We start from the raw sequence: 21347 nt of genomic DNA, 5'->3' as shown, positions 1-21347 counted from the left end.
ACCATCCTCACAAACTGGGCTCGGCCCGCCGACGCGACACTCCGAACCGCCCGTGGTGGAGGACGTCGGCGAGCGGCCGGCGCCGCCGGGTCCGCGAGGACCCGCCCACCCGTTCGGCCTCGTGGCCCAGCGCGACGACCCCGACGACGCGGCGGTCGTCGGGGATGTCGAGGGCCCCCCGGACCGCGTCGTGGTGCTCGCCCGGGACGCCGAAGAACAGCGCGCCGAGGCCCGCGTCCTCGGCGCCGAGCAGCAGGACCATGGCCGCCATGGCCGTGTCGGTGTCCCAGTAGGGGACCGGCCAGCGGTCGGGGGAGCGGTCCGTCCAGCCCTTGTCGGGGAGGGCGTAGCGGTCGAGGTACGCGTCCGGGTGGGACAGGCACAGGACGAGGGCCGGGGCGGCCTCGACACCGCGGCGCCACGCGTCGGCCGGGCGGCCGTCGTCGGAGGCGTCCCAGAAGGCACGGCGGTCGGCCTCGTCGAGGAGGACGAGGAAGTCCCAGCCCTGGCTGAAGCCGGCGCTGGGGGCCCTCACCGCCAGGGCGACGAGGTCGTCGACGACCTCGGCCGGCACGGGTCGGGCGGGGTCGAAGCGGCGCACCATGCGCCGTCGACGGACGGTGTCTCGCAGCTCCACGGGGCCAGTCTGCCGGTCCGGGGTGTCGGGGACCGGGGTGGCACGATGGGCCCATGGACGACGAGGAGCTCCCTCCCGGCTACCGCGCCGAGTGGGAGGCCGACGTCGTCCTCCGTGACGGGACCGTGGCGCGGGTGCGCCCGATCCGCCCGTCCGACGCCTCCCTGGTCCACCGGTTCCACGCCGCGCAGTCCGACGAGTCGATCTACCTGCGGTTCTTCGCGCCGCTGCGCCGGCTCAGCGACTCCGACGTGCACCGCTTCACCCACGTCGACTACGTCGACCGGGTCGCGCTCGTCGTGACGATGCGCGAGGAGATCATCGGCATCGGGCGCTACGACCGCATCGACTCCCGCAGCGCCGAGGTCGCGTTCAACATCAGCGACCACTACCAGGGCAAGGGCATCGGGTCGGTGCTGCTGGAGCACCTGGCGGCGATCGCGCGCGACATGGGGATCAGCCGGTTCACCGCCGAGGTGCTGCCGCAGAACCGCAAGATGCTCGCCGTCTTCGCCGACGCGGGGTACGAGGTGGCCCGGCACGTCGAGGACGGCGTCGTGGAGGTGGGCTTCGACATCGAGCCCACCGACCGCTCGCGCGCCGTCGAGATGTCCCGCGAGCACCGGGCCGAGGCGTCGAGCCTGCGCGCGCTGCTCGCGCCGTCGGTCATCGCCGTGGTCGGCGCCAGCCGCCGCCGTGAGGCGATCGGGACCCAGGTCCTCGAGCGGATCGTCGACGCCGGGTTCACCGGAAAGGTCCACCCGGTCAACCCCAACGTGCGCACTCTGCGGCGGCGCAAGGCCTACCCGTCGGTCGGGGCGATCCCCGAGCAGGTCGACCTCGCCGTCATCGCGGTGCCCGCCCACGCGGTGCTCGAGGTCGTCGACGAGTGCGCCGAGGCCGGGGTCAAGGCGCTGCTGGTCGTGTCGTCCGGGTTCGCCGAGCAGGGCAAGGACGGCGCCCACCTCCAGGCCGAGCTCGTGCGCCGGGCGCGGGGCGCCGGGATGCGCGTCGTGGGGCCCAACTCGTTCGGGATCATCAACAACGACACCGGTGTTCGTCTCAACGCCTCGCTCGCGCCGGTGGTCCCGCCGCAGGGTCGCTTCGGCCTGTTCTCGCAGTCGGGGGCGCTCGGCATCGCCGTGCTCGCCTCGGCCGCGAGGCGCAACCTCGGCATCTCCACGTTCGGCTCCGCCGGCAACCGGGTCGACGTGTCGGGCAACGACTTCATGCAGTACTGGATCGACGACGACTCCACCGACGCGGTCGGCCTCTACCTCGAGTCGATGGGCAACCCGCGCAAGTTCTCGCGCATCGCCCGCAACCTCGCGCTCATCAAGCCGGTCATCGTCGTGAAGTCGGGGGTCAGCCGGTTCGGCGTGCCCCCGGGGCACCGGGTGCGTCCCACCAAGGCCCGGCCCGAGGTGTTCTCGGCGATGCTCAAGCAGGCCGGCGTCATCCGGGTCGAGAACGTGCACCAGCTCTTCGACGTCGCCCAGCTCGTCACCCACCAGCCGCTGCCCGCGGGTGACCGCGTCGCCATCGTGTCGAACTCGGCGGCCCTGGGCACGCTCACCGCCGACGCGTGCACCAGCTGGGAGCTCACCGTCACGCACGGCCCGGTCGACCTGCCGAGCGAGGCGACCGCCGAGGAGTTCCGCACGGCGCTGCGGGCGGCGTTCGACGACCCGCGCGTCGACTCCGTCCTCACCTGCTTCATCCCGCCGCTGGTCACGGGTGACGCCGACGTCGCAGCCGCCGTGCGCGACGCCGCGGCCGAGTCGACCAAGCCCGTGGCCGCCACCTTCCTCGGCATGCGCGGGGTCGACGACGGGCACTCCACCGTCACCGGCACGGGGGGCTCCACCCGCGCCATCCCGGTCTACGCGATGCCCGAGGACGCCGTGCGCGCACTGGCCTCGGCCACCCGCTACGGGCAGTGGCGGGCCCGCGACCGCGGCACCCCGCTCGCGCCCCCCGGCATCAACCGACGGATCGCCGAGGACGTCGTCGAGACGGTGCTGTCGGTCGACCCCAAGGGACGCCGCCTCGGCGAGGACGAGGCGCACGCCCTGCTCGCGGCCTACGGGATCGACGTGTGGACCAAGCGCGAGGCCCGGTCGGTGGACGAGGCCGTCCAGGCCGCTGAGGACGTCGGCTACCCGGTCGTCCTGAAGTCCACCGCCCCGATGCTCCGCCACCAGGGCGGGGTCGGCGGGCTGCGGGTCGACCTGCGCGACGAGGCGGCGCTGCGGGGGGCCTGGTCCTCGCTCACCGACCGCCTCGCGCCGCTCGACGCCGACCGGCTCGTCGTCCAGCGGATGGCGACCCCGGGCGTCCCGTGCGTCGTCACCTCCGACGAGGACCCGCTCTTCGGGCCGGTGATCGGCTTCTCGGTGGCGGGGCTGCCCACCGAGCTGCTCGGCGACATCGCCTACCGCATCCCGCCGCTCACGGACGTCACGGTCTCCGAGCTCATCTCGTCGGTGAAGGCCGCGCCCGTGCTCCACGGCCACCGCGGCTCGGCGCCGGTGCACCGGGCGGCCCTGTCCGACCTCATCGCCCGGGTGTCGGTGCTCGCCGACGACCTGCCCGAGGTGGCCTCGCTCGTGCTCAACCCGGTCAACGCCCACCCCGGCGGGGTCGAGGTCCTCGGCGCCGAGATCGTCCTGGCCCCCGCCCCCCGCCGGGCCGACCCCGGCCGCCGCTCCCTCACCTGAACCCTCCGTTGCCCCCTCTGTCGCGTCCTACCGCCTGGTACGTGGGGTGATCACCCCACGTACCAGGCGGTAGCACGCGGTGGAGCGGAAGGGGGAGGCGACGCGAGGGCGGCTCGGGGCGACGGACGCGACACACCGGGGGATCGGGGCAGAATGGGGGGATGAGCAGTCCCTCCGACGCCCCCACCCTGCCGGTCGAGCTGACCGACGCCATCGTGCGCGCGGGCTACTACCCGGCGCTCGTCGCCGACGTCGTCGCCGCCGCGCTCGTGGGGGAACCCATCGCCAACCACCTCGTGCACCTCGAGACCACGTTCGACCGCGACGTCGTGCGGCGGCACATCACCGTGCTGGTCCTCACCCCCTCGCGCCTGCTCATCGCGCACGCCGACGACCACGCCGACGAGCCGCCGGCCCCGCAGGACGTCGCCACGGCCACGACCGAGTCGATCCCGCTGTCGGCGGTGCGCGGGGTCATGCTCACCCACGTCGTGGAGAACCCCTCGACCTACGTGCCCGGCAGCCTCGGCCGTGAGCTCAGCCTCACCCTCGGCTGGGGCACCGTGGCGCGCCTCGACCTCGTGCCGGCCGCGTGCGCCGACCCCGACTGCGACGCCGACCACGGCTACGAGGGCACCATCACCGGCGACGACATCGCGCTGCGCATCTCGGCCGCTGCCGACGGTGAGGACGCCCTGCAGCGGGCGCTGTCGTTCGCGCGCGACCTCTCGGCCGCCATCGGCCAGGGCTGAGGGTGGCTGCCGCAGACGTCGGCCACCCCCTCGACGGTGACGGGCCGGCGCTCGCCGACGTCCTCCCGGCGGTCGCCGTGTCGCTCGGCGTCCCCACGCCGGCGGACCGTCCGACCCCCCGCATCGAGCTCGCCCCCACCCGACGCGCCGTCACGGTGCTCGTCGACGGGCTGGGCCACGACCTGCTCGTCCGGCGCGCGGGGCACGCCCCCTTCCTCCGGTCGCTGCTGGCCTCGACGCGACGCGTCCCCGCGGGCTTCCCCTCGACCACGGCCACGTCGATGGGCACCTTCGGCACCGGCCTGGCCGCCGGCCAGCACGGCATGGTCGGGTACGAGGTGCTCGTCCCGGGGGAGGACCGCCTGCTCAACGAGCTGTCGTGGGAGGACGGTCCCGACCCGTTCCGCTGGCAGCCGCACGAGACGGTCTTCGAGCGGGTCGACCGCGCGGGCGTCCCGGTCACCCGGCTCGGCCCGGCGTTCTTCGACGGCTCCGGCCTGACGAACGCGGCCCTGCGCGGCGGTCGGTTCGTCGCCGCCGACTCGCTGGCCAAGCGGGTCGACGCCACCCTCGCGGCCGTGCGGGCCACCCCGCGGGCGCTCGTGCACCTCTACTGGGGCGACCTCGACAAGGTCGGCCACGTCTTCGGCTGCGACTCCTGGCAGTGGGGTGACGAGCTGGAGGCCGTCGACCGCGAGCTCGCCCGGCTCGCGGCCTCCCTCCCGCGCGACTGCTCGCTCACGATCACGGCCGACCACGGGATGGTCGACGTCCCGCTCCACGACCGCGTCGACGTCGCCGACGACTCCCGGCTGTCCACGGGGGCGCGCCACGTCTCGGTGGAGTTCCGGGCGCCGCAGGTGTGGACCGAGCCGGGGGCGACCGAAGACGTCCGGGCGGCCTGGGCCGAGGTCCTCGGCGACCGCGCCCGCGTGGCCACCCGTGAGGAGGCGGTGGCGGCCGGCTGGTTCGGCGTCGTCCACCCAGAGAACCTCCCGCGCATCGGCGACCTCGTCGTCGTCACCCACGGGACCTTCGCCGTCGCCGACTCCCGGCGCGCCCGTCCCGAGCTCCTCGCCCTCATCGGCCTGCACGGGTCGCTGAGCGCCGACGAGGTGGCGGTGCCGGTCGTGCACGTCGACGCCGCCGACGTCGCCTAGGCTCTCCCCTCGTGGCGGACCTGGTCTTCTTCTCGGGCACGATGGACTGTGGCAAGTCCACGTTGGCCCTCCAGATGGACCACAACAACAGCGTGCGTGGTCGGCAGGGCCTGATCTTCACCAAGCTCGACCGGATGGGCGACTCGGTCCTGTCCTCGCGGCTCGGGCTCTCGACGCCCGCCATCGAGGTCGACGACGAGCTCGACTTCTGGGACGAGATCGTCGAGCGCCTCACGAGCGGGTCGCGCGTGGACTACCTCATCTGCGACGAGGCCCAGTTCTACACGCCCGCGCAGGTCGAGCAGCTGGCCCGGATCGTCGACGAGATGGGCATCGACGTCACGGCCTTCGGCATCACCGCCGACTTCCGCACCGAGCTCTTCCCCGGGTCGCGCCGCCTCATCGAGCTCGCCGACCGCGTGCAGCTGCTCCAGGTCGAGGCGCTGTGCTGGTGCGGCCGCAAGGCGACGCACAACGCGCGCATCGTCGACGGCGTCATGGTCGTCGAGGGCGAGCAGGTGGTCGTCGGTGACACGGCCGAGGCGCGGGCCGGGCTCGTGGAGTACGAGGTGCTCTGCCGCCGGCACTACATGCGGCGGATGAACAGCCACGCCGCCCGTGCCGCCGCGGTGTCGCCGGACGTGCTGCCCTTCGACCTCGACGTCTGCCCGGTGCCCCCACCCGCCTGACGAGCTCGGGCTCAGGAGCCCTTGGTGCCGAAGACGATGTCGTCCCAGCTCGGCACGCTCGGCCGGCCCTTGCGCGAGGGTGCGGGCCGACGGGCGGGTGCCGCCACGTCGGCGGCGTCGTCCTCGTCGTCATCGGAGGACGCCACGGCCGCGGGTGCCACCGCCGGGGCGATGCTCGGGGTGTCGCCGTCCTCGGGACCGTCGTCGGACGCGTCCTCGACGAGGTCGTCCTCGGGGAAGCCGCCCACCAGCTCGTCGCTGTCGGTGGGGGAGTCCAGGTGCGCCGACAGCGGGTTGCGCCCGCGCGCCGCCGGGGGAGCCGGGGCGTCGGACGGGTCGAACGCGAGCTCGTCGAGGGGGAGGGCGTCGTGCCGCGGCGCGTCCTCACCCGGGGTGTGCGCCGGCGAGGGCCGACGGCCACGGCCGCGCCGCCCGCGGGTGCTGTGCTCGCGCATCGCGGCCATGAGGTCGATCGGCTCGTGGGGAGCCCGGGCCCGGCTCGAGCGACCGACCCCGCCGTCGGCCTCGATGTCGTAGACGTCGTGGTCGACCGTGGCCGGCGCGGTGTGGGGCGTGGGGATGCCGCCGGCCGCCTGCTCCTCGCTGAGCCAGCGGGCCTCGTCGTTGGTGGGGGAGACCGAGCCGCCGAGCGGCTCGTAGCGCCAGACGGCGGTGCGCTGGCGACCGCCGGCGGCGAAGGTCATCGTCAGCGACCAGGTGCCCTCCTCGTCGCGCGAGGAGTCCCACTCGATGTCGCTGCGGTCGACGCCGCGGTCCTTGAGCCGGTCGGACACGCGCTCGGCGAGGGTGACGGGGGAGGAGCCGCGGCTGCCGACGGCGCACTGCTGGGCGACCCGGGCCACGTGCTCGCGCTCGGCGAGCACCGGGCCCTCGAAGCGACGCACCTTCTCGAGCGTCCACCCCGCACGGTCGGCGACCTCCTGCGCGGACAGGCCGCGACGGATGAGGGTCTGCACCTCGCGGGGACGCAGCCCGCCCTCGATCTCGATCTGGAGCTGGCCCAACCGTGGCCGGTCGCGTCGGGCGGCGGCCCGCAGGGCCTCGTCGAGGGTCAGTCGGTAGCGGCCCCCATCGGCGTCGGCGAGCAGGAGGTGCTGGCCGTCCTCGTGGACGCCGATCAGGCGAAGGTCGTGCATGTCGCGCTCCCGGAGTAGCTCGTCGTCAGGAGGAGACGATGCCACTCCCGCAGGCCCGCACGACGCAGCCCACGCCGAGGGCCGTCCGATTGCCCTTCTAGGCTGGCCACATGACCGATGCCACCACCGCCCTCGCGCCCTACGACGTCGTCCTCCTCGGCTCGTTCGGCGGACCCGAGGGGCCCGACGAGGTGATGCCCTTCCTGCGCCGCGTCACCGCGGGCCGCGGCATCCCCGACGAGCGCCTCGCCGCCGTCGCCGAGCACTATGTCGTCCGCGGGGGTCGCAGCCCGATCAACGACCTCAACCGCGACCTGCTGGCCCGCCTGCGCGCCGAGCTGGCCCGCCGCGGCATCGAGGTCCCGGTGGTGTGGGGCAACCGCAACTCCGAGCCGTTCTTCGCGCAGGCCGTCCACGAGGCGCTCGACCTCGGGGCAACCCGGGTCGTCACCGTCCTCACCAGCGCGTACTCGTCGTACTCCTCCTGCCGCCAGTACCGCGAGGACCTCGCGGCGGCCGTCGAGGAGGTCGGCCCGGCCGCCGACGGCCTGGTCGTCGACAAGGTCCGCCCCTACGTCGTCCACCCGAGCGTGGGGAAGGCGTGGCTGCGGGCACTGGTCGCCTCCGTCGGCGCCCTCGAGGACCCGTCGAGCGCCCACGTCCTCTACGTCACCCACTCCATCCCGGACGCCATGGACGACACCTCCGGCCCCGGCGACGGCGAGGGCAACCTCTACGCCGACCAGCACGTGCGGCTAGCCCGACGGCTCACCGACGAGCTCAACGCCGCCCTCGGCCTTGAGGTCGAGGGCGAGCTCGTCTTCTGCTCCCGCTCCGGGCCGCCCAGCCAGCCCTGGCTCGAGCCCGACGTCAACGACCGCATCGAGGAGCTCGCGGCCCAGGGCGGCACCACCGTCGTGTGCGCCCCCATCGGCTTCGTCTCCGACCACATGGAGGTCGTCCACGACCTCGACACCGAGGCCGCCGAGACGGCGCAGCGGGTGGGCGTCCCGTTCGTCCGCGTCGCCACCCCCGACACCGACGAGGGCTTCGTCGAGGGCCTGGTCGACCTCCTGCTCGAACGGGCCGCAGAGGCGCGCGGCGAGCTCGTCGTGCCGGAGACCTGGCTCCCCGGCGACGTGCGCCCCTCGGTGTGCGCCCCCGGCTGCTGCCCGAACCTGCGCGCGGCGCGCCCGGCCCTGTGCGGCAGCGACTGATGCCCGCCGGGCCCCACGACCTCGACCCCGCCGCCCTCGAGGACGTCGCCTGCCGTGTCGTGCGCGAGGCGGGCCGCCTCGTCGTCGACGAGCGCCCCGCCGACCTGCGCGTCGCCTCCAAGTCGAGCGACACCGACCCGGTCACCGTCATGGACCAGCGCAGCCAGGAGCTCGTCCTGCGCCTGCTCGCCGAGCTGCGCCCCGATGACGCCGTGCTCGGTGAGGAGGAGGGCGGGCGGGCCGGGACCAGCGGCATCACCTGGGTCGTCGACCCCATCGACGGCACGGTCAACTACCTCTACGACGTCCCGGCCTACGCCGTCTCGCTCGCCGCGGTTCTCGGCGACCCCACGACGCCCGGTGCGTGGGAGTCGGTCGCGGGTGCGGTCCTCTCGCCCGTGGCCGACGAACTCTTCCACGCGCACCGCGGTGGAGGGGCGTGGCTCACCACCGCGTCCGGCAGCCGCCGCCTGCAGGTCACCGACGTCAGCGACCTCGCCGTGACGCTCGTCGGCACCGGCTTCGGCTACGACGCGCAGGTCAGGGCGGGGCAGGGGGCCGCGGTGGCCGAGCTGCTCCCTCGGGTCCGCGACATCCGCCGGCAGGGCAGCGCCGCCCTCGACCTCTGCAGCCTGGCCGCGGGTCGGCTCGACGCCTACTACGAGACCGGGCTCAACGCCTGGGACCGCGCTGCGGGCGAGCTCGTGGCCCGCGAGGCCGGGGCGCTCGTCGGCGGCCCGGACGACGCGACGGCCACCGGTGAGCTCACCTGGGGAGCCGCCCCGGGCATCGCCGCGGCCTTCGCCGCGATGGTCCGCGACCTCACGGCCCGGCACGTCACCGCCCGCCACTGACGGGATCCGGGGGCCAGCGGCTGGACCCGGCGTGGCGCGCCCCGGCCCGATGGTGCACAATCGCCGCGCCTAGATCGGTGCCCGGGCACAAACGCGGGCATCCATGCGTTGTCAGGGCCGAACGACACGACGAAGGGTGGACATCAGTAATGGCGACCGACTACGACGCGCCGCGCAAGACCGACGACGAGCTGTCCGAGGACTCCATCGAGGAGCTCAAGAACCGCCGCGTCGACAAGCGCGCCTCCAGCGTCGACGTCGACGAGACCGAGCAGGCCGAGGGCTTCGAGCTGCCCGGTGCGGACCTGTCCGGTGAGGAGCTCTCCGTGCGCGTCCTGCCCCGGCAGGCCGACGAGTTCACGTGCTCCCGGTGCTTCCTCGTGCACCACCGCAGCCAGCTGGCGAGCGAGAAGGCCGGCGTCCTGGTGTGCCGGGAGTGCGCCGCCTGACCGGCGACGCCCCCGCACCCGTGAGCGCACCCGACCACACCCCCGTCGCCGTCCGGCTGCTGCACCCGCAGGCGAGCCTGCCCCGGTACAGCACCGACGGTGACGCCGGGGCCGACCTCACCAGCGTCGCCGACGTGACGCTGCAGCCCGGGGAGCGGGCGCTCGTCCCCACGGGGGTGGCGCTCGCCCTCCCGCCCGGGACGATCGGCCTCGTGCACCCGCGGTCCGGCCTCGCGGCCCGGCACGGCGTGACCATCGTCAACGCCCCTGGCACCGTCGACTCCGGCTACCGCGGGGAGGTGCTGGTCAACCTCGTCAACCTCGACCCCCACGAGCCGTTCACGGTGCGGGTCGGCGACCGGATCGCCCAGCTCGTGGTCCAGCACTACCTCCACGCCGACTTCACCGCCACGGATTCGCTTCCGGACAGCGCCCGGGGGGAGACTGGGCACGGGTCCACCGGCGGCTTCGGCACGCCGACCCCGCGGTGACGACCCGCCGCACCACGAGACCACACCCGAGGACGACTGCGCAGTGAGCATCTTCAAGCGGAAGAAGGACGTCGACCCCGCCGAGGCCACCGAGCCCCCCGGCGAGGCGCTCGACGCCGACACCACCGAGACCTCGCAGGACGACGCCCCCGCCGTCGACGTGCGCACCGACGGACCGTGGGACGTCACCGAGGTCGAGGGCCGCGACGGCCGCGTCGACCTCGGCGCGCTGTGGGTCCGCGGCGTCCAGGGCATGGAGCTGCGCCTCGAGCTCGACCAGGACACCCAGCAGGTCAACGCCGCCACCGCCGTACTCGGCGACTCGGCACTGCAGCTGCAGGCCTTCGCGGCCCCCCGCTCGGGCGGCCTCTGGGACGACATCCGGGGCGAGATCGCCGCGGCCGTCGAGTCGCAGGGCGGCACCGTCGAGGAGCACCCCGGCGGCCTCGGCACCGAACTCCGCACCCGGATGCCGTCGGCCGGTCCCGACGGGCGCACCGTGTTCGCCCCGGCGACCTTCGTCGGCGTCGACGGCCCCCGCTGGTTCCTGCGCGGCGTGCTGTCCGGCCGCGCGGCCATCGACGAGGCCGCGGCCGGCCCGCTCCTCGACGTCCTGCGCGCGGCCGTGGTCGTGCGCGGCACCGAGGCCATGGCGCCGCGCGAGCTGCTCGCGCTGAGCCTGCCGCAGGACGCCGCCGAGACCGACGCCGAGGCCGAGGTCGACGAGACCCCCTCCCTCGACCCGTTCGAGCGCGGCCCCGAGATCACCGAGGTGCGGTGATGGGCCTGCGGGAGCGGCTGCGCGACCTCACGATGACCCCGGCCGAGCACCAGGCCGAGGTCCTCCAGGAGCAGTCGCTCACCGAGGGCGGCGACGACCTCACCGCCCTCGCGCCCCGCCACGCCGCCTGTGTCTGCGGCACGGTCCGCACCGTCACGCTCCCGCCGCGCCGCAGCGTCCCCGCCCTCGTGGCCGAGGTCTGGGACGGCAAGGGGTCGGTGAACCTCGTGTGGATCGGGCGCCGCAGCATCGCGGGCATCGAGCCCGGCACCTTCCTGCGCGCCCGCGGCCGGGTGGCCGAGGTCCGGGGCGTACCGACGATCTTCAACCCGGCGTACGAGATCGTCCCCAGCCCGTGACGGTGCCCGCCGCCCGCAGCGCCGCGGACGCCACGGCCGAGACGGTCGAGGCCCTCATCCGGCACCGGTTGTCCACCGCCCTCGGTGGCTGGCGCGGCTCGGTCGAGACGGCGCTCCCCACGATCGCGTTCGTCGCGCTGTACACGTGGCGCCGTGACGTCACCCTGGCCGCCGGGGCGGCCATCGTCATCGCCCTTGCACTCGCGGGAATCCGTGTGGCACAGCGGTCTTCGCTGCAGCACGTGTTCGGGGCCGTGTTCGCCACGGCCATCGCCGCGTTCTTCGCGGTCCGCTCGGGACGGGCCGAGGACGCCTTCCTCCCCGGCATCCTCACCAACGCCGGCTTCCTCGTGGCGACGCTCGTGTCGATCCTCGCCCGGTGGCCCGCGGTGGGCTTCCTCGTCGGCGCCGGCGACCCGCGCGCGGCCGAGGACCCCTTCGCCTGGCGCCGTGACCGCGGCATGGTCCGGGTCTGCACGCGCCTCACCTGGGTGCTCGTGGCGACCTACCTCATCCGCATCGCGATCATGGTGCCGCTCTACCTCGCCGCCGAGGTCACCTGGCTCGGTGCCGCGAAGATCCTGCTCGGCTGGCCCCTGTGGGTCGGGGCCATCGCCGTCATGGGCTGGATGCTGCTCGCCGGCCACACTCCGCTCGAGCCCGACGCCGGACCCGGTGCCGGCGGGCACCACGAGGCCGACGACCAGGGCGTCCACCCCCGCCGCGACGACGCCGTCCACGACTGACCCACGCGCCTCGACGCTTGTCGCACGGTGTGGGGCCGGGCCACCATGGCGCCCGTGGATGCTCCGTCGTTCCGGATCTGGCCGCCCGTGGCCCTGGGCGTGCCGCTGACCGTGGGCCTCGTCCTCAGCGCCAGCCTCGGTGACCCCGTCGCGGTCGGCGGCGCGGTGACCAGCCGGTTCGGCTGGGCCCTGGCCGCCGCGTTCGTCCTCTGGAACGGGTGGACCCTCGCGGTCATGGCGAGGAACCGCACGGCGATCCTGCCGGGCGAGGCGACAGCCCTCGTCCTGCAGGCGGGCCCGTTCCGGCTCAGCCGCAACCCGCTGTACCTCGGCCTCGTGGCGCTCGACGTCGCCATCGCGCTGCTGGCCCACTCGTTCTGGGCGCTGCTGCTCGTGCCGGTGGGGGTGGCCGCGCTGCTCTGGGGCGCCATCCTCCCCGAGGAGCGCTACCTCACCGAGAAGTTCGGCGCCGAGTACACCGACTACGCGGCGAGGGTCCGCCGCTGGCTCTGAGCCCCGTGCGGATCACCGGTGCGGGAAACCGGGGTCCTGGCGGCGGTTTCCCGCACCACTGAGTGAGCCTGTCGCTCAGAGGTCGTCGTCGTCCTCGTCGTCGGTCTCGCGCTTGTGCCGCTGGCCGGGGGAGAGGAGCGACTCGAGGTCGGCCTCGACCTCGGGCGTGGTGATGAAGAGGAGCTCGTCGAGCGGCTCGAGGGCGTCGTCGCGGCTCGGCGCGATCGGGTGGCCCTCGCGGATGATGCCGGTGAGCACCGTGTTGCCCGGGAACGGCACGTCGCCCACCCGGGCGCCGGCGTACGGGCTGCCCACGGGCAGGGTCATCTCGACCATCATCGCCTTGCCCTGCTGGAACTCGAAGATGCGCACGAGGTCACCGACGCTCACGGCCTCCTCGACCAGGGCCGTCATCAGGCGCGGGGTGGAGACGGCGACGTCGACGCCCCAGGCCTCGTCGAACATCCACTCGTTCTTCGGGTTGTTCACGCGGGCGACGGTGCGCGGCACGCCGAACTCGGTCTTGGCGAGCAGCGAGAGCACGAGGTTGACCTTGTCGTCACCGGTGGCGGCGACGACGACGTCGCAGTCGGCCAGGCCGGCCTCCGACAGCGAGTCGATCTCGCACGCGTCGGCCTGCAGCCAGCTCGCGTCCGGGACCTTGGCGACGCGCTCGGCGTCGGCGTCGCGGTCGATGAGCAGCACGTGGTGGCCGTTGCGCAGCAGCTCACGGGCGATCGAGCGCCCGACGCTCCCGGCTCCGGCGATGACGACGCGCATGTAGGGGGCCTTTCAGGTCAGTCGGTCGACGGGGGAGGGCTGTCGAGGACGCGCTCGGCGGTGGCGAGGTCCTCGCGCCGCAGCGCGATGTGCAGGAGGTCGCCCTCCTGGTACACGGTCTCGCGCCCGGGGAGGAACCCGTCGCCGAGCCGCGTGACGTACGCGAGCCGGCCACCGGTGGCCTCCTCGACGTCGGACAGGCGGCGGCCGACCCAGGTGCGGGACACCGGCATCTCGGCGATGACGACCTTGCCCGACGGGTCGGTGAACTCGGGGACGTGGCCCTGGGGGAGCAGGCGGCGCAGCATCTGGTCGCTCGTCCACTTCACCGTGGCGACGGTGGGGATGCCCAGGCGCTGGTAGATCTCGGCACGGCCCGGGTCGTAGATGCGGGCCACGACGTTCTCCACGCCGTACTTCTCGCGCGCGACGCGCGCCGCGAGGATGTTGGAGTTGTCACCGCTCGAGACCGCCGCGAAGGCGTAGGCCTGGTCGATACCGGCCGCCCGCAGGGTGTTGCGGTCGAAGCCGACCCCGGTGACGGTGCGGCCCTCGAAGCCGGTCCCGAGCCGCCGGAAGGCGGACTCCTCCTGGTCGATGACGGCGACCTCGTGGCCGGCGCGCTCGATGGCCCGCGCGAGAGAGGCGCCGACACGGCCGCAGCCCATGATGACGAAGTGCACGGTCCCGACGGTACACGGGCGGACCCGACCCTGAGAGCGTGTCCGGGACGGGACCGGATCGAACCCCGACCCGCCCTACAGTGTCTGTCGTGCCTTCCTCCGGTCGTCTCGTCAAGCGCGTCCTGCTCGGTCGCGCGATGCGCAGCGACAAGCTCCACGAGACCCTCCTGCCCAAGCGCGTCGCGCTCCCGGTCTTCGCCAGCGACGCGCTGTCGTCGGTGGCCTACGCCCCCGACGAGATCCTGCTGACCCTCGGCCTCGCCGGCGGGGCGCTCGCCCTCACGAGCTCGTGGAAGATCGCCCTCGCGGTCGTCGCGGTGATGGTCGTCGTCATCCTCAGCTACCGGCAGAACGTGCACGCCTACCCCTCCGGCGGTGGTGACTACGAGGTGGCGAGCGTCAACCTCGGGCCCAAAGCCGGTCTCACGGTGGGCAGTGCGCTCCTCGTCGACTACGTCCTCACCGTGGCGGTGTCGGTCTCCTCGGGTGTCCAGAACGCGGCCTCCGCCTTCGGGTTCGTCAGGGGTCGCGAGGCGGTCATCGCCGTCGCGATCATCGTCCTGCTGACCGCGATGAACCTGCGCGGGGTCCGCGAGTCGGGGGCGGCCTTCGCCATCCCCGTGTACCTGTTCATGGTGGCGATCATCGGGATGGCCCTGTTCGGCCTGTACCGACAGGTCACCGGCGACCTCCCGCTCGCCGAGAGCGCGGGCCTCGAGCTGGCACCGGAGCCGGGCTACGAGACGGTCACCGGCTTCGCGCTCGTCTTCCTCCTCCTGCGCGCGTTCTCCTCCGGCTGTGCCGCGCTCACCGGGGTCGAGGCGATCAGCAACGGCGTCCCCGCGTTCCGCAAGCCGAAGAGCCGCAACGCCGCGACCACCCTGGTCCTCATGGGCGCGATGTCGATCACGATGCTCGTGTCGATGGTCACCCTGGCCCGGTGGACCAACATCCACTTCGCCGAGGACCCGTCCACGCAGCTGCTCCGCGACGGCGTCCCCGTCGGTGACACCTACGTGCAGGACACGGTGATGGGGCAGGTCTCCAAGGCGGTGTTCTCGGGGTTCGAGCCCGGCATCCTCCTCGTGTCGGTGACCACCGGCCTCATCCTCGTGCTCGCGGCCAACACCGCGTTCAACGGCTTCCCCGTGCTCGGCTCGATCCTCGCCCGCGACGGGTTCCTGCCCCGCCAGCTGCACACCCGCGGCGACCGGCTCGCCTACTCCAACGGCATCATCATCCTCGCGGCGGCCGCCGCCGGCCTCGTGGTCCTGTACGACGCCGAGGTCACCCGGCTGATCCAGCTGTACATCGTCGGGGTCTTCGTGTCGTTCACGCTGAGCCAGATCGGCATGGTCCGGCACTGGAACCGGCACCTGCGCCTCGAGCGCTCACCCGCGGCCCGCGCCCGGATGATGCGCAGCCGGGCCATCAACGCCCTCGGCGCCACGATGTCGGGCACCGTCCTCCTCGTCGTCCTCGCCACGAAGTTCACCCACGGCGCCGGCTACGCCATCGCCGCGATGGCCGTCCTGTTCGTCCTGATGATGCGGATCCGGCGCCACTACGACCGGGTCCGCGACGAGCTGCGGGTCGACGAGGCCGACACCAAGCAGCAGCTGCTGCCCTCGCGGGTCCACGCCATCGTCCTGGTGTCCAAGGTGCACAAGCCGACCCTGCGGGCCCTGGCCTACGCGCGGGCGACGCGGCCCTCCATCCTCGAGGCGCTCACCGTCGACGTCGACCCGGACGAGACCAAGAGCCTGCAGGCCGAGTGGGACCGCCGCGACATCCCGGTGCCGCTCAAGGCCCTCGACAGCCCCTACCGCGAGATCACCCGGCCGATCGTCGACTACGTCAAGTCGATCCGCTCGGGCAACCCGCGCGACCTCATCGTCGTCTACATCCCCGAGTACGTCCTGGGCCACTGGTGGGAGCAGGTGCTGCACAACCAGAGCGCGCTGCGGCTCAAGGGCCGCCTGCTCTTCACGCCGGGCGTCATGGTGTCCTCGGTCCCCTGGCAGCTCGCGTCGGCCGAGGGCGTCGAGGAGCGGCTCGACGGGCCCGTGGTGGGCGACGTCCGCCGCGGCGACCACTGATGACGGGACCCACCGGAGGGCTCGAGGTCGGCGCGGAGGTCGAGGTCGACGTCACGGCCTTCGCCCACGGCGGCCACGCCATCGCGCGGCACGAGGGCCAGGTCCTCTTCGTGCGGCACGCCCTGCCGGGGGAGCGGGTACGCGCCCACGTGACGTCCGCCGGTGCGGGAGAACGGTTCCTGCGCGCCGACGCCGTCGACGTCGTCGTGGCCTCCCCGGACCGGGTCGTCCCGCCGTGCCCGTGGGCTGGCCCCGGGAAGTGCGGTGGCTGCGACCTCCAGCACGTGTCGCTGACGGCCCAGCGGGCGCTCAAGGCGGGCGTGGTCCGCGAGCAGCTCGCGCGGCTCGCCCACCTGGAGGTCGACGTCGAGGTCGAGCCCGTCCCGGGTGACGACGCCGGGCTCGACTGGCGGTCCCGGGTGGAGTTCGCCGTCGACGACGCGGGGCGCGCCGGCCTGCGCCGCCACCGCTCGCACGCCGTCGTCCCGGTCGACCACTGCCGCATCGCCGCCCCGGGGGTCGACCGCCTCGAGGTCACCGAGCACCCCTGGTCCGGTCTCGAGGCCGTCGACGCCGTCGCCCCGTCGCTGGGGGAGCCGGTCGCGGTCCGGGTGCCCGAGGACGGCTCCGGCCCCGTCGTGCGCGAACGCGTCACCACCTCGTGGTCCGGCGCCGACGGAACGACCGTCACCTTCGACCGCGAGTTCGCCGTGGACGCCCGCGGCTTCTGGCAGGTCCACCCCGGTGCGGCCGCCACCTTCCTCGCCGCCGTCATGGGCGAGCTCGACGTCCGCCCGGGGGAGCGGGCCCTCGACCTCTACTGCGGCGTCGGCCTGTTCGCCTCGGCGCTCGCCGAGGCCGTCGGTCCCACCGGCCAGGTCGTGGCGGTGGAGTCGGACCCCTCAGCCACCGAGCACGCCCGCGCCAACCTCGCCGACCAGCCGCAGGTCGCGGTCGTCACCGCCCGGGTCGACGACGCGTTCGGGGTGGCCCGGCCGTCCCGGCGGGGCACGGGCCGGCGCTCGTCGGCACCCCGCCGCGCCGCCCGCTCACCCCTGCTGCCGCCCAGCGCCGACGTCGTCGTCCTCGACCCGCCGCGCACCGGCGCCGGGAAGGCGATCTGCGCCGAGGTCGCCCGGCTGCGCCCCCGCGCCATCGCCTACGTGGCCTGCGACCCGGCCGCCCTGGCGCGCGACACCGCCATCCTCGCCGAGGCCGGGTACCGCCTGGACCGGGTGCGCGCCTTCGACGCCTTCCCGATGACGCACCACGTCGAGTGCGTCGCGACCTTCAGGGCCGGATGAGCGGCTGGTCCCAGGTCGACCTCGCCACCCGGCGCTTCTGGCGCGCCGTGGGGCGACCGGTCGACCTCGTCGGCCACCCCTGGCTCGACGCGCCGGTGCACACCGCCGGCCCGGTCGGCGACGGGTGGCTCGACGCCGCCGCACACCGTGCGGGTGGCAGCGTCGTCCGTGACGACGCCGCGGCCGGGCTGCTGCCCGACCTCGCCGCCCTCGACGGGCCGGGCTTCACCGCCGCCTCCCTGCACCCGCTCGTGCGCGACTTCTACGAGCACACCGCCGGCTGGCGGATGGACGCGTGGTCGCAGTGGTCGCCCGTCGCCGCGCCGGGCGGGTCGCTCATCGCGTGGGCGTTCGGTCGGCGCGTGCAGCAGCTGGCCATCCCGGTGCGCCCGCTCGACGTCTCGCGCGGCATCGACAGCCGGGTCCTGCCGGTGCTCGACGCCGCGGGGGAGCAGGTGTGGGCCGGCTGGCTGCGCCGGCTCCGGGCCACCGACGACGTCCTGTTCAGCGGGGCGTACCGCAGCGTCGCCGTGCCCGGCCATCCCTCCCCGTGCGTGCACGTGGCGTTCCCGCTGGAACAGGGCAACGTGCAGGTGTTCCTCGCGCCCACCGCGCGCGAGGACGGGGCCCTCGTCCTCGACTCCGGGCCCGGGTTGTTCGGGGCGCCGGGCGCGTACGTCCTCGTCCTCGACGCGGCGGGTCGGCCCCACGCGGCGCGCGCCCCGGTGCACGAGCGGTTCGTCGTCTTCGTCGACGACGAGGGCACCCTGCGCACCGACCACCACCTGCGGCTCGGCCCGCTGCGCGCCCTGCGGCTGCACTACCGGATGACGCGGGCCTGACCCTCGCGGCAGGAGTCCCGACGCACGGCCCTCGCGGCGCGACACCCTCCGGCATAGGCTCGACGCGACCGGTCTCGTGTGGTTAGATATCTTGACATCAAGATAAATCGAGGATCGCGCGACGACGCACGACCTGAAGGGAGCCCCGGTGGCCAGCACGAACAGCTTCGACGCCCACGGCACGCTCGAGGTGGGTGACCAGTCCTACGAGATCTACCGCCTGGCGGCGGTCGAGGGCAGCGCGACGCTGCCCTACAGCCTCAAGGTCCTCCTCGAGAACCTGCTGCGGACCGAGGACGGCGCGAACATCACCGCCGACCAGATCCGCGCCATCGGCTCCTGGGACGCCGACGCCGAGCCCGACACCGAGATCCAGTTCACGCCGGCGCGCGTCATCATGCAGGACTTCACCGGCGTCCCCTGCGTCGTCGACCTCGCCACGATGCGTGAGGCCGTCGCCGAGCTCGGGGGCGACGCGAGCCAGATCAACCCGCTCGCCCCGGCCGAGCTCGTCATCGACCACTCGGTGATCATCGACGTCTTCGGCCGCGCCGACGCCTTCGAGCGCAACGTCGAGATCGAGTACCAGCGCAACGAGGAGCGCTACAAGTTCCTGCGCTGGGGCCAGACCGCGTTCGACGACTTCAAGGTCGTCCCGCCGGGCACCGGCATCGTCCACCAGGTCAACCTCGAGCACCTCGCGCGCACCGTCATGGTCCGCGACGGCGTCGCCTACCCGGACACCTGCGTCGGCACCGACTCGCACACGACGATGGTCAACGGACTCGGCGTCCTCGGCTGGGGCGTCGGCGGCATCGAGGCCGAGGCGGCCATGCTCGGCCAGCCCGTGTCGATGCTCATCCCGCGCGTCGTCGGCTTCAAGCTCTCGGGCGCGATCCCGGCCGGCGCCACCGCCACCGACGTCGTCCTCACCATCACCGAGATGCTGCGCAAGCACGGTGTCGTGGGCAAGTTCGTCGAGTTCTACGGCGAGGGCGTCTCCGCGGTCCCGCTGGCGAACCGGGCGACCATCGGGAACATGAGCCCCGAGTTCGGTTCCACCGCAGCGATGTTCCCCATCGATGACGTCACTCTCGAGTACCTGCGCCTCACCGGTCGGTCCGCCGAGTCCGTCGCGCTCGTCGAGGCGTACGCCAAGGAGCAGGGGATGTGGCTGCAGGCCGGCCCCGACCAGCCCGAGTCGCGCTACAGCGAGTACCTCGAGCTCGACCTGTCCACGGTCGTGCCGTCCATCGCCGGCCCGAAGCGCCCGCAGGACCGCATCGTCGTCGCCGAGGCCAAGAGCCAGTTCGCGCTCGACGTGAAGAACTACGGCGTCGACGGCGACCTGCGCGAGGTCGAGGTCGCCCGCGACGGTGGGTCGTTCGGGCTCAAGGACGGTGCCGTCGTCATCGCCTCGATCACCTCGTGCACCAACACGTCCAACCCCTCGGTGATGATGGCCGCGGCGATGCTCGCGAAGAACGCCGTCGACAAGGGCCTGTCGGTCGCCCCCTGGGTGAAGACCTCGATGGCACCCGGCTCCAAGGTCGTCACCGGCTACTACGAGAAGGCCGGCATGTGGCCCTACCTCGAGAAGCTCGGCTTCCACCTCGTCGGCTACGGCTGCACCACGTGCATCGGCAACTCGGGCCCGCTCCCGGAGGACGTCTCGGCCGCGGTCAACGAGCACGACCTCTCGGTCGTCTCGGTGCTCTCGGGCAACCGCAACTTCGAGGGTCGCATCAACCCCGACGTCAAGATGAACTACCTCGCGAGCCCGCCGCTCGTCATCGCCTACGCCCTGGCCGGGACGATGAACTTCGACTTCGACCTCGAGCCGCTCGGGCAGGACCAGGCCGGAAACGACGTCTTCCTCAAGGACATCTGGCCGGCCCCGAACGACGTCGAGTCGACCATCACGAGCTCGATCAGCAAGGAGATGTTCACCACCGACTACGCGGACGTCTTCGCGGGTGACGAGCGCTGGCAGTCGCTGCCGACGCCCGAGGGCAACACCTTCGACTGGGACGCCGACTCCACCTACGTGCGCAAGCCCCCGTACTTCGACGGCATGCAGCTCGAGCCGTCGCCGGTCACCGACATCAGCGGCGCCCGGGTGCTCGCCAAGCTCGGCGACTCGGTCACCACCGACCACATCAGCCCGGCCGGATCCATCAAGGCCGACAGCCCCGCGGGTCGGTACCTCGCCGACCACGGCATCGAGCGCAAGGACTTCAACTCCTACGGCTCGCGCCGCGGCAACCACGAGGTGATGATCCGCGGCACCTTCGGGAACATCCGCCTGAAGAACCTCCTGCTCGACGGTGTCGAGGGCGGCTTCACGCGCAACTTCCTCGACGGTGGCGAGCAGACGACGATCTACGACGCGTCGGCCGCGTACCAGGAGGCGGGCATCCCGCTCGTCGTCCTCGCCGGCAAGGAGTACGGCTCGGGCAGCTCGCGCGACTGGGCAGCCAAGGGCACCGCGCTGCTCGGCGTCCGTGCCGTCATCGCGGAGTCGTACGAGCGCATCCACCGCTCGAACCTCATCGGGATGGGCGTGCTGCCGCTGCAGTACCCCAAGGGCCAGAACGCCGAGTCCCTCGGCCTCTCGGGCACGGAGACGTTCTCGTTCACCGGGATCGAGGCACTCAACGAGGGCTCGACGCCGAAGACGGTGTCCGTCTCGGTGACGCGCGAGGACGGGTCGACGTCGCAGTTCGACGCGGTCGTCCGGATCGACACCCCCGGTGAGGCCGACTACTACCGCAACGGCGGCATCCTCCAGTACGTCCTGCGCTCGCTCGTCGGCTGACGCACGACGGGTTCCGACGCGGTCGCACCCCCCGGGGTGCGGCCGCGTCGTCGTCGCTGGTCAATGATGGTGATGGCGCGAGTCCCTCTGTGCCGCAGGTGATTTGGTGCGTATCTGCAGGTCAGTGGCGTGTGAGGTGGAGGCGACGCCCAGTGACGCCGCGACCCTCGGGTGTCGCAACATTTGTTACCGAGGGGTTTACAAACACCCGGATCTGCGCTCCACTGGAGTGAACCCGACTGCAACCGGGTTCGACGATCGGGGGATCGACATGTGGGCAGCAGCGTCCCGCACCG

Annotated in this window: 20 protein-coding genes; 16 read left to right on the top strand and 4 right to left on the bottom strand. The window is 73.2% G+C overall.

The features are described 5' to 3' along the window. Positions 1–7: 7 nt before the first annotated feature. Entirely contained in the window at positions 8–637 is a 630-nt protein-coding gene (locus ACFLFB_RS11380; RefSeq protein ID WP_392542290.1) for a nitroreductase family protein, read from the bottom strand. Between the two features lie 53 nt (positions 638–690). Between ACFLFB_RS11380 and ACFLFB_RS11375 the strand changes: the two genes are divergently transcribed. The 4 genes from ACFLFB_RS11375 to ACFLFB_RS11360 all read left to right on the top strand — a co-directional run bounded on the left by ACFLFB_RS11375 (position 691) and on the right by ACFLFB_RS11360 (position 5958). Further along, positions 691–3357 (top strand): GNAT family N-acetyltransferase, encoded by a 2667-nt coding sequence (locus tag ACFLFB_RS11375; protein ID WP_392542289.1) that lies wholly within the window; start codon positions 691–693, stop codon positions 3355–3357. Between the two features lie 161 nt (positions 3358–3518). Beyond that, positions 3519–4109, top strand: coding sequence for a DUF5998 family protein (locus ACFLFB_RS11370; protein ID WP_392542288.1), 591 nt, complete (start codon positions 3519–3521; stop codon positions 4107–4109). 2 nt (positions 4110–4111) lie between these two features. After that, positions 4112–5269 carry an alkaline phosphatase family protein gene (locus tag ACFLFB_RS11365; RefSeq protein ID WP_392542287.1) on the top strand — a complete coding sequence of 386 codons (1158 nt, stop codon included), beginning with the start codon at positions 4112–4114 and terminating at the stop codon, positions 5267–5269. A gap of 11 nt (positions 5270–5280) precedes the next feature. Then, complete coding sequence (locus ACFLFB_RS11360; protein WP_392542286.1) at positions 5281–5958, top strand: thymidine kinase; 678 nt, start codon at positions 5281–5283, stop codon at positions 5956–5958. Positions 5959–5969: 11 nt separating this feature from the next. On the opposite strand, the gene sepH is transcribed toward ACFLFB_RS11360, so the two are convergent. Then, positions 5970–7115, bottom strand: coding sequence for a septation protein SepH (gene sepH / locus ACFLFB_RS11355; RefSeq protein WP_392542285.1), 1146 nt, complete (start codon positions 7113–7115; stop codon positions 5970–5972). Positions 7116–7225: 110 nt separating this feature from the next. Here sepH and ACFLFB_RS11350 point away from each other — a divergent pair, with 110 nt between their 5' ends. The 8 genes from ACFLFB_RS11350 (at position 7226) to ACFLFB_RS11315 (ending at position 12525) form a co-directional block, all read left to right on the top strand. Next, entirely contained in the window at positions 7226–8332 is a 1107-nt protein-coding gene (locus ACFLFB_RS11350) for a ferrochelatase (protein ID WP_392542284.1), read from the top strand. Next, complete coding sequence (locus ACFLFB_RS11345) at positions 8332–9186, top strand: inositol monophosphatase family protein (RefSeq protein WP_392542283.1); 855 nt, start codon at positions 8332–8334, stop codon at positions 9184–9186. The genes ACFLFB_RS11350 and ACFLFB_RS11345 overlap by 1 nt, the downstream gene beginning before the upstream one ends. 149 nt (positions 9187–9335) lie before the next feature. Beyond that, the gene (locus ACFLFB_RS11340) at positions 9336–9635 is read left to right on the top strand and encodes a DUF4193 domain-containing protein (protein ID WP_392542282.1); all 300 of its coding nucleotides are present in this window, start codon (positions 9336–9338) and stop codon (positions 9633–9635) included. Between the two features lie 20 nt (positions 9636–9655). Continuing rightward, positions 9656–10126, top strand: a complete 471-nt coding sequence (gene dut / locus ACFLFB_RS11335; protein WP_392542281.1) for a dUTP diphosphatase — start codon at positions 9656–9658, stop codon at positions 10124–10126. Between the two features lie 43 nt (positions 10127–10169). Continuing rightward, a complete protein-coding gene (locus tag ACFLFB_RS11330; RefSeq protein ID WP_392542280.1) occupies positions 10170–10907 on the top strand; it encodes a DUF3710 domain-containing protein in 738 nt (245 codons plus the stop codon). Further along, positions 10907–11266 (top strand): OB-fold nucleic acid binding domain-containing protein, encoded by a 360-nt coding sequence (locus ACFLFB_RS11325; protein ID WP_392542279.1) that lies wholly within the window; start codon positions 10907–10909, stop codon positions 11264–11266. The genes ACFLFB_RS11330 and ACFLFB_RS11325 overlap by 1 nt, the downstream gene beginning before the upstream one ends. Then, positions 11263–12012 carry a DUF3159 domain-containing protein gene (locus tag ACFLFB_RS11320; RefSeq protein ID WP_392542278.1) on the top strand — a complete coding sequence of 250 codons (750 nt, stop codon included), beginning with the start codon at positions 11263–11265 and terminating at the stop codon, positions 12010–12012. Before ACFLFB_RS11325 ends, ACFLFB_RS11320 begins: the two co-directional genes overlap by 4 nt. 54 nt (positions 12013–12066) lie before the next feature. Next, complete coding sequence (locus ACFLFB_RS11315) at positions 12067–12525, top strand: methyltransferase family protein (RefSeq protein ID WP_392542277.1); 459 nt, start codon at positions 12067–12069, stop codon at positions 12523–12525. Between the two features lie 75 nt (positions 12526–12600). Here ACFLFB_RS11315 and ACFLFB_RS11310 read toward each other — a convergent pair whose 3' ends face one another. Both ACFLFB_RS11310 and ACFLFB_RS11305 read right to left on the bottom strand, forming a co-directional pair. Continuing rightward, positions 12601–13305, bottom strand: coding sequence for a potassium channel family protein (locus tag ACFLFB_RS11310; RefSeq protein ID WP_392542276.1), 705 nt, complete (start codon positions 13303–13305; stop codon positions 12601–12603). A gap of 17 nt (positions 13306–13322) precedes the next feature. After that, a complete protein-coding gene (locus tag ACFLFB_RS11305; protein WP_392542275.1) occupies positions 13323–13988 on the bottom strand; it encodes a potassium channel family protein in 666 nt (221 codons plus the stop codon). Positions 13989–14077: 89 nt separating this feature from the next. On the opposite strand from ACFLFB_RS11305, the gene ACFLFB_RS11300 reads away from it, so the two are divergent. The 4 genes from ACFLFB_RS11300 to acnA all read left to right on the top strand — a co-directional run bounded on the left by ACFLFB_RS11300 (position 14078) and on the right by acnA (position 21051). After that, complete coding sequence (locus ACFLFB_RS11300; RefSeq protein ID WP_392542274.1) at positions 14078–16087, top strand: APC family permease; 2010 nt, start codon at positions 14078–14080, stop codon at positions 16085–16087. After that, on the top strand, positions 16087–17391 hold the full coding sequence (locus ACFLFB_RS11295; RefSeq protein ID WP_392542273.1) for a class I SAM-dependent RNA methyltransferase: 1305 nt from the start codon (positions 16087–16089) through the stop codon (positions 17389–17391). The genes ACFLFB_RS11300 and ACFLFB_RS11295 overlap by 1 nt, the downstream gene beginning before the upstream one ends. After that, positions 17388–18233 carry a hypothetical protein gene (locus ACFLFB_RS11290; RefSeq protein ID WP_392542272.1) on the top strand — a complete coding sequence of 282 codons (846 nt, stop codon included), beginning with the start codon at positions 17388–17390 and terminating at the stop codon, positions 18231–18233. Before ACFLFB_RS11295 ends, ACFLFB_RS11290 begins: the two co-directional genes overlap by 4 nt. 148 nt (positions 18234–18381) lie before the next feature. Then, positions 18382–21051 (top strand): aconitate hydratase AcnA, encoded by a 2670-nt coding sequence (acnA, locus tag ACFLFB_RS11285; protein ID WP_392542271.1) that lies wholly within the window; start codon positions 18382–18384, stop codon positions 21049–21051. The last annotated feature ends 296 nt before the right edge of the window (positions 21052–21347 follow it).

It is taken from the genome of Oryzobacter telluris (assembly GCF_043099285.1).
In the GTDB taxonomy this organism is placed as follows: Bacteria; Actinomycetota; Actinomycetes; order Actinomycetales; family Dermatophilaceae; genus Oryzobacter; species Oryzobacter telluris.
This window is presented reverse-complemented; position numbering and strand designations above follow the sequence as displayed.

Bases quoted from the DNA above. Each gene is read 5' to 3' on its own strand.
- ACFLFB_RS11310 (WP_392542276.1), bottom strand. From the start codon at position 13,305: ATGCGCGTCGTCATCGCCGGAGCCGGGAGCGTCGGGCGCTCGATCGCC.
- ACFLFB_RS11375 (WP_392542289.1), top strand. From the start codon at position 691: ATGGACGACGAGGAGCTCCCTCCCGGCTACCGCGCCGAGTGGGAGGCC.
- ACFLFB_RS11340 (WP_392542282.1), top strand. From the start codon at position 9,336: ATGGCGACCGACTACGACGCGCCGCGCAAGACCGACGACGAGCTGTCC.
- ACFLFB_RS11290 (WP_392542272.1), top strand. From the start codon at position 17,388: ATGAGCGGCTGGTCCCAGGTCGACCTCGCCACCCGGCGCTTCTGGCGC.
- ACFLFB_RS11350 (WP_392542284.1), top strand. From the start codon at position 7,226: ATGACCGATGCCACCACCGCCCTCGCGCCCTACGACGTCGTCCTCCTC.
- ACFLFB_RS11295 (WP_392542273.1), top strand. From the start codon at position 16,087: ATGACGGGACCCACCGGAGGGCTCGAGGTCGGCGCGGAGGTCGAGGTC.
- ACFLFB_RS11325 (WP_392542279.1), top strand. From the start codon at position 10,907: ATGGGCCTGCGGGAGCGGCTGCGCGACCTCACGATGACCCCGGCCGAG.
- ACFLFB_RS11370 (WP_392542288.1), top strand. From the start codon at position 3,519: ATGAGCAGTCCCTCCGACGCCCCCACCCTGCCGGTCGAGCTGACCGAC.
- sepH (WP_392542285.1), bottom strand. From the start codon at position 7,115: ATGCACGACCTTCGCCTGATCGGCGTCCACGAGGACGGCCAGCACCTC.
- ACFLFB_RS11345 (WP_392542283.1), top strand. From the start codon at position 8,332: ATGCCCGCCGGGCCCCACGACCTCGACCCCGCCGCCCTCGAGGACGTC.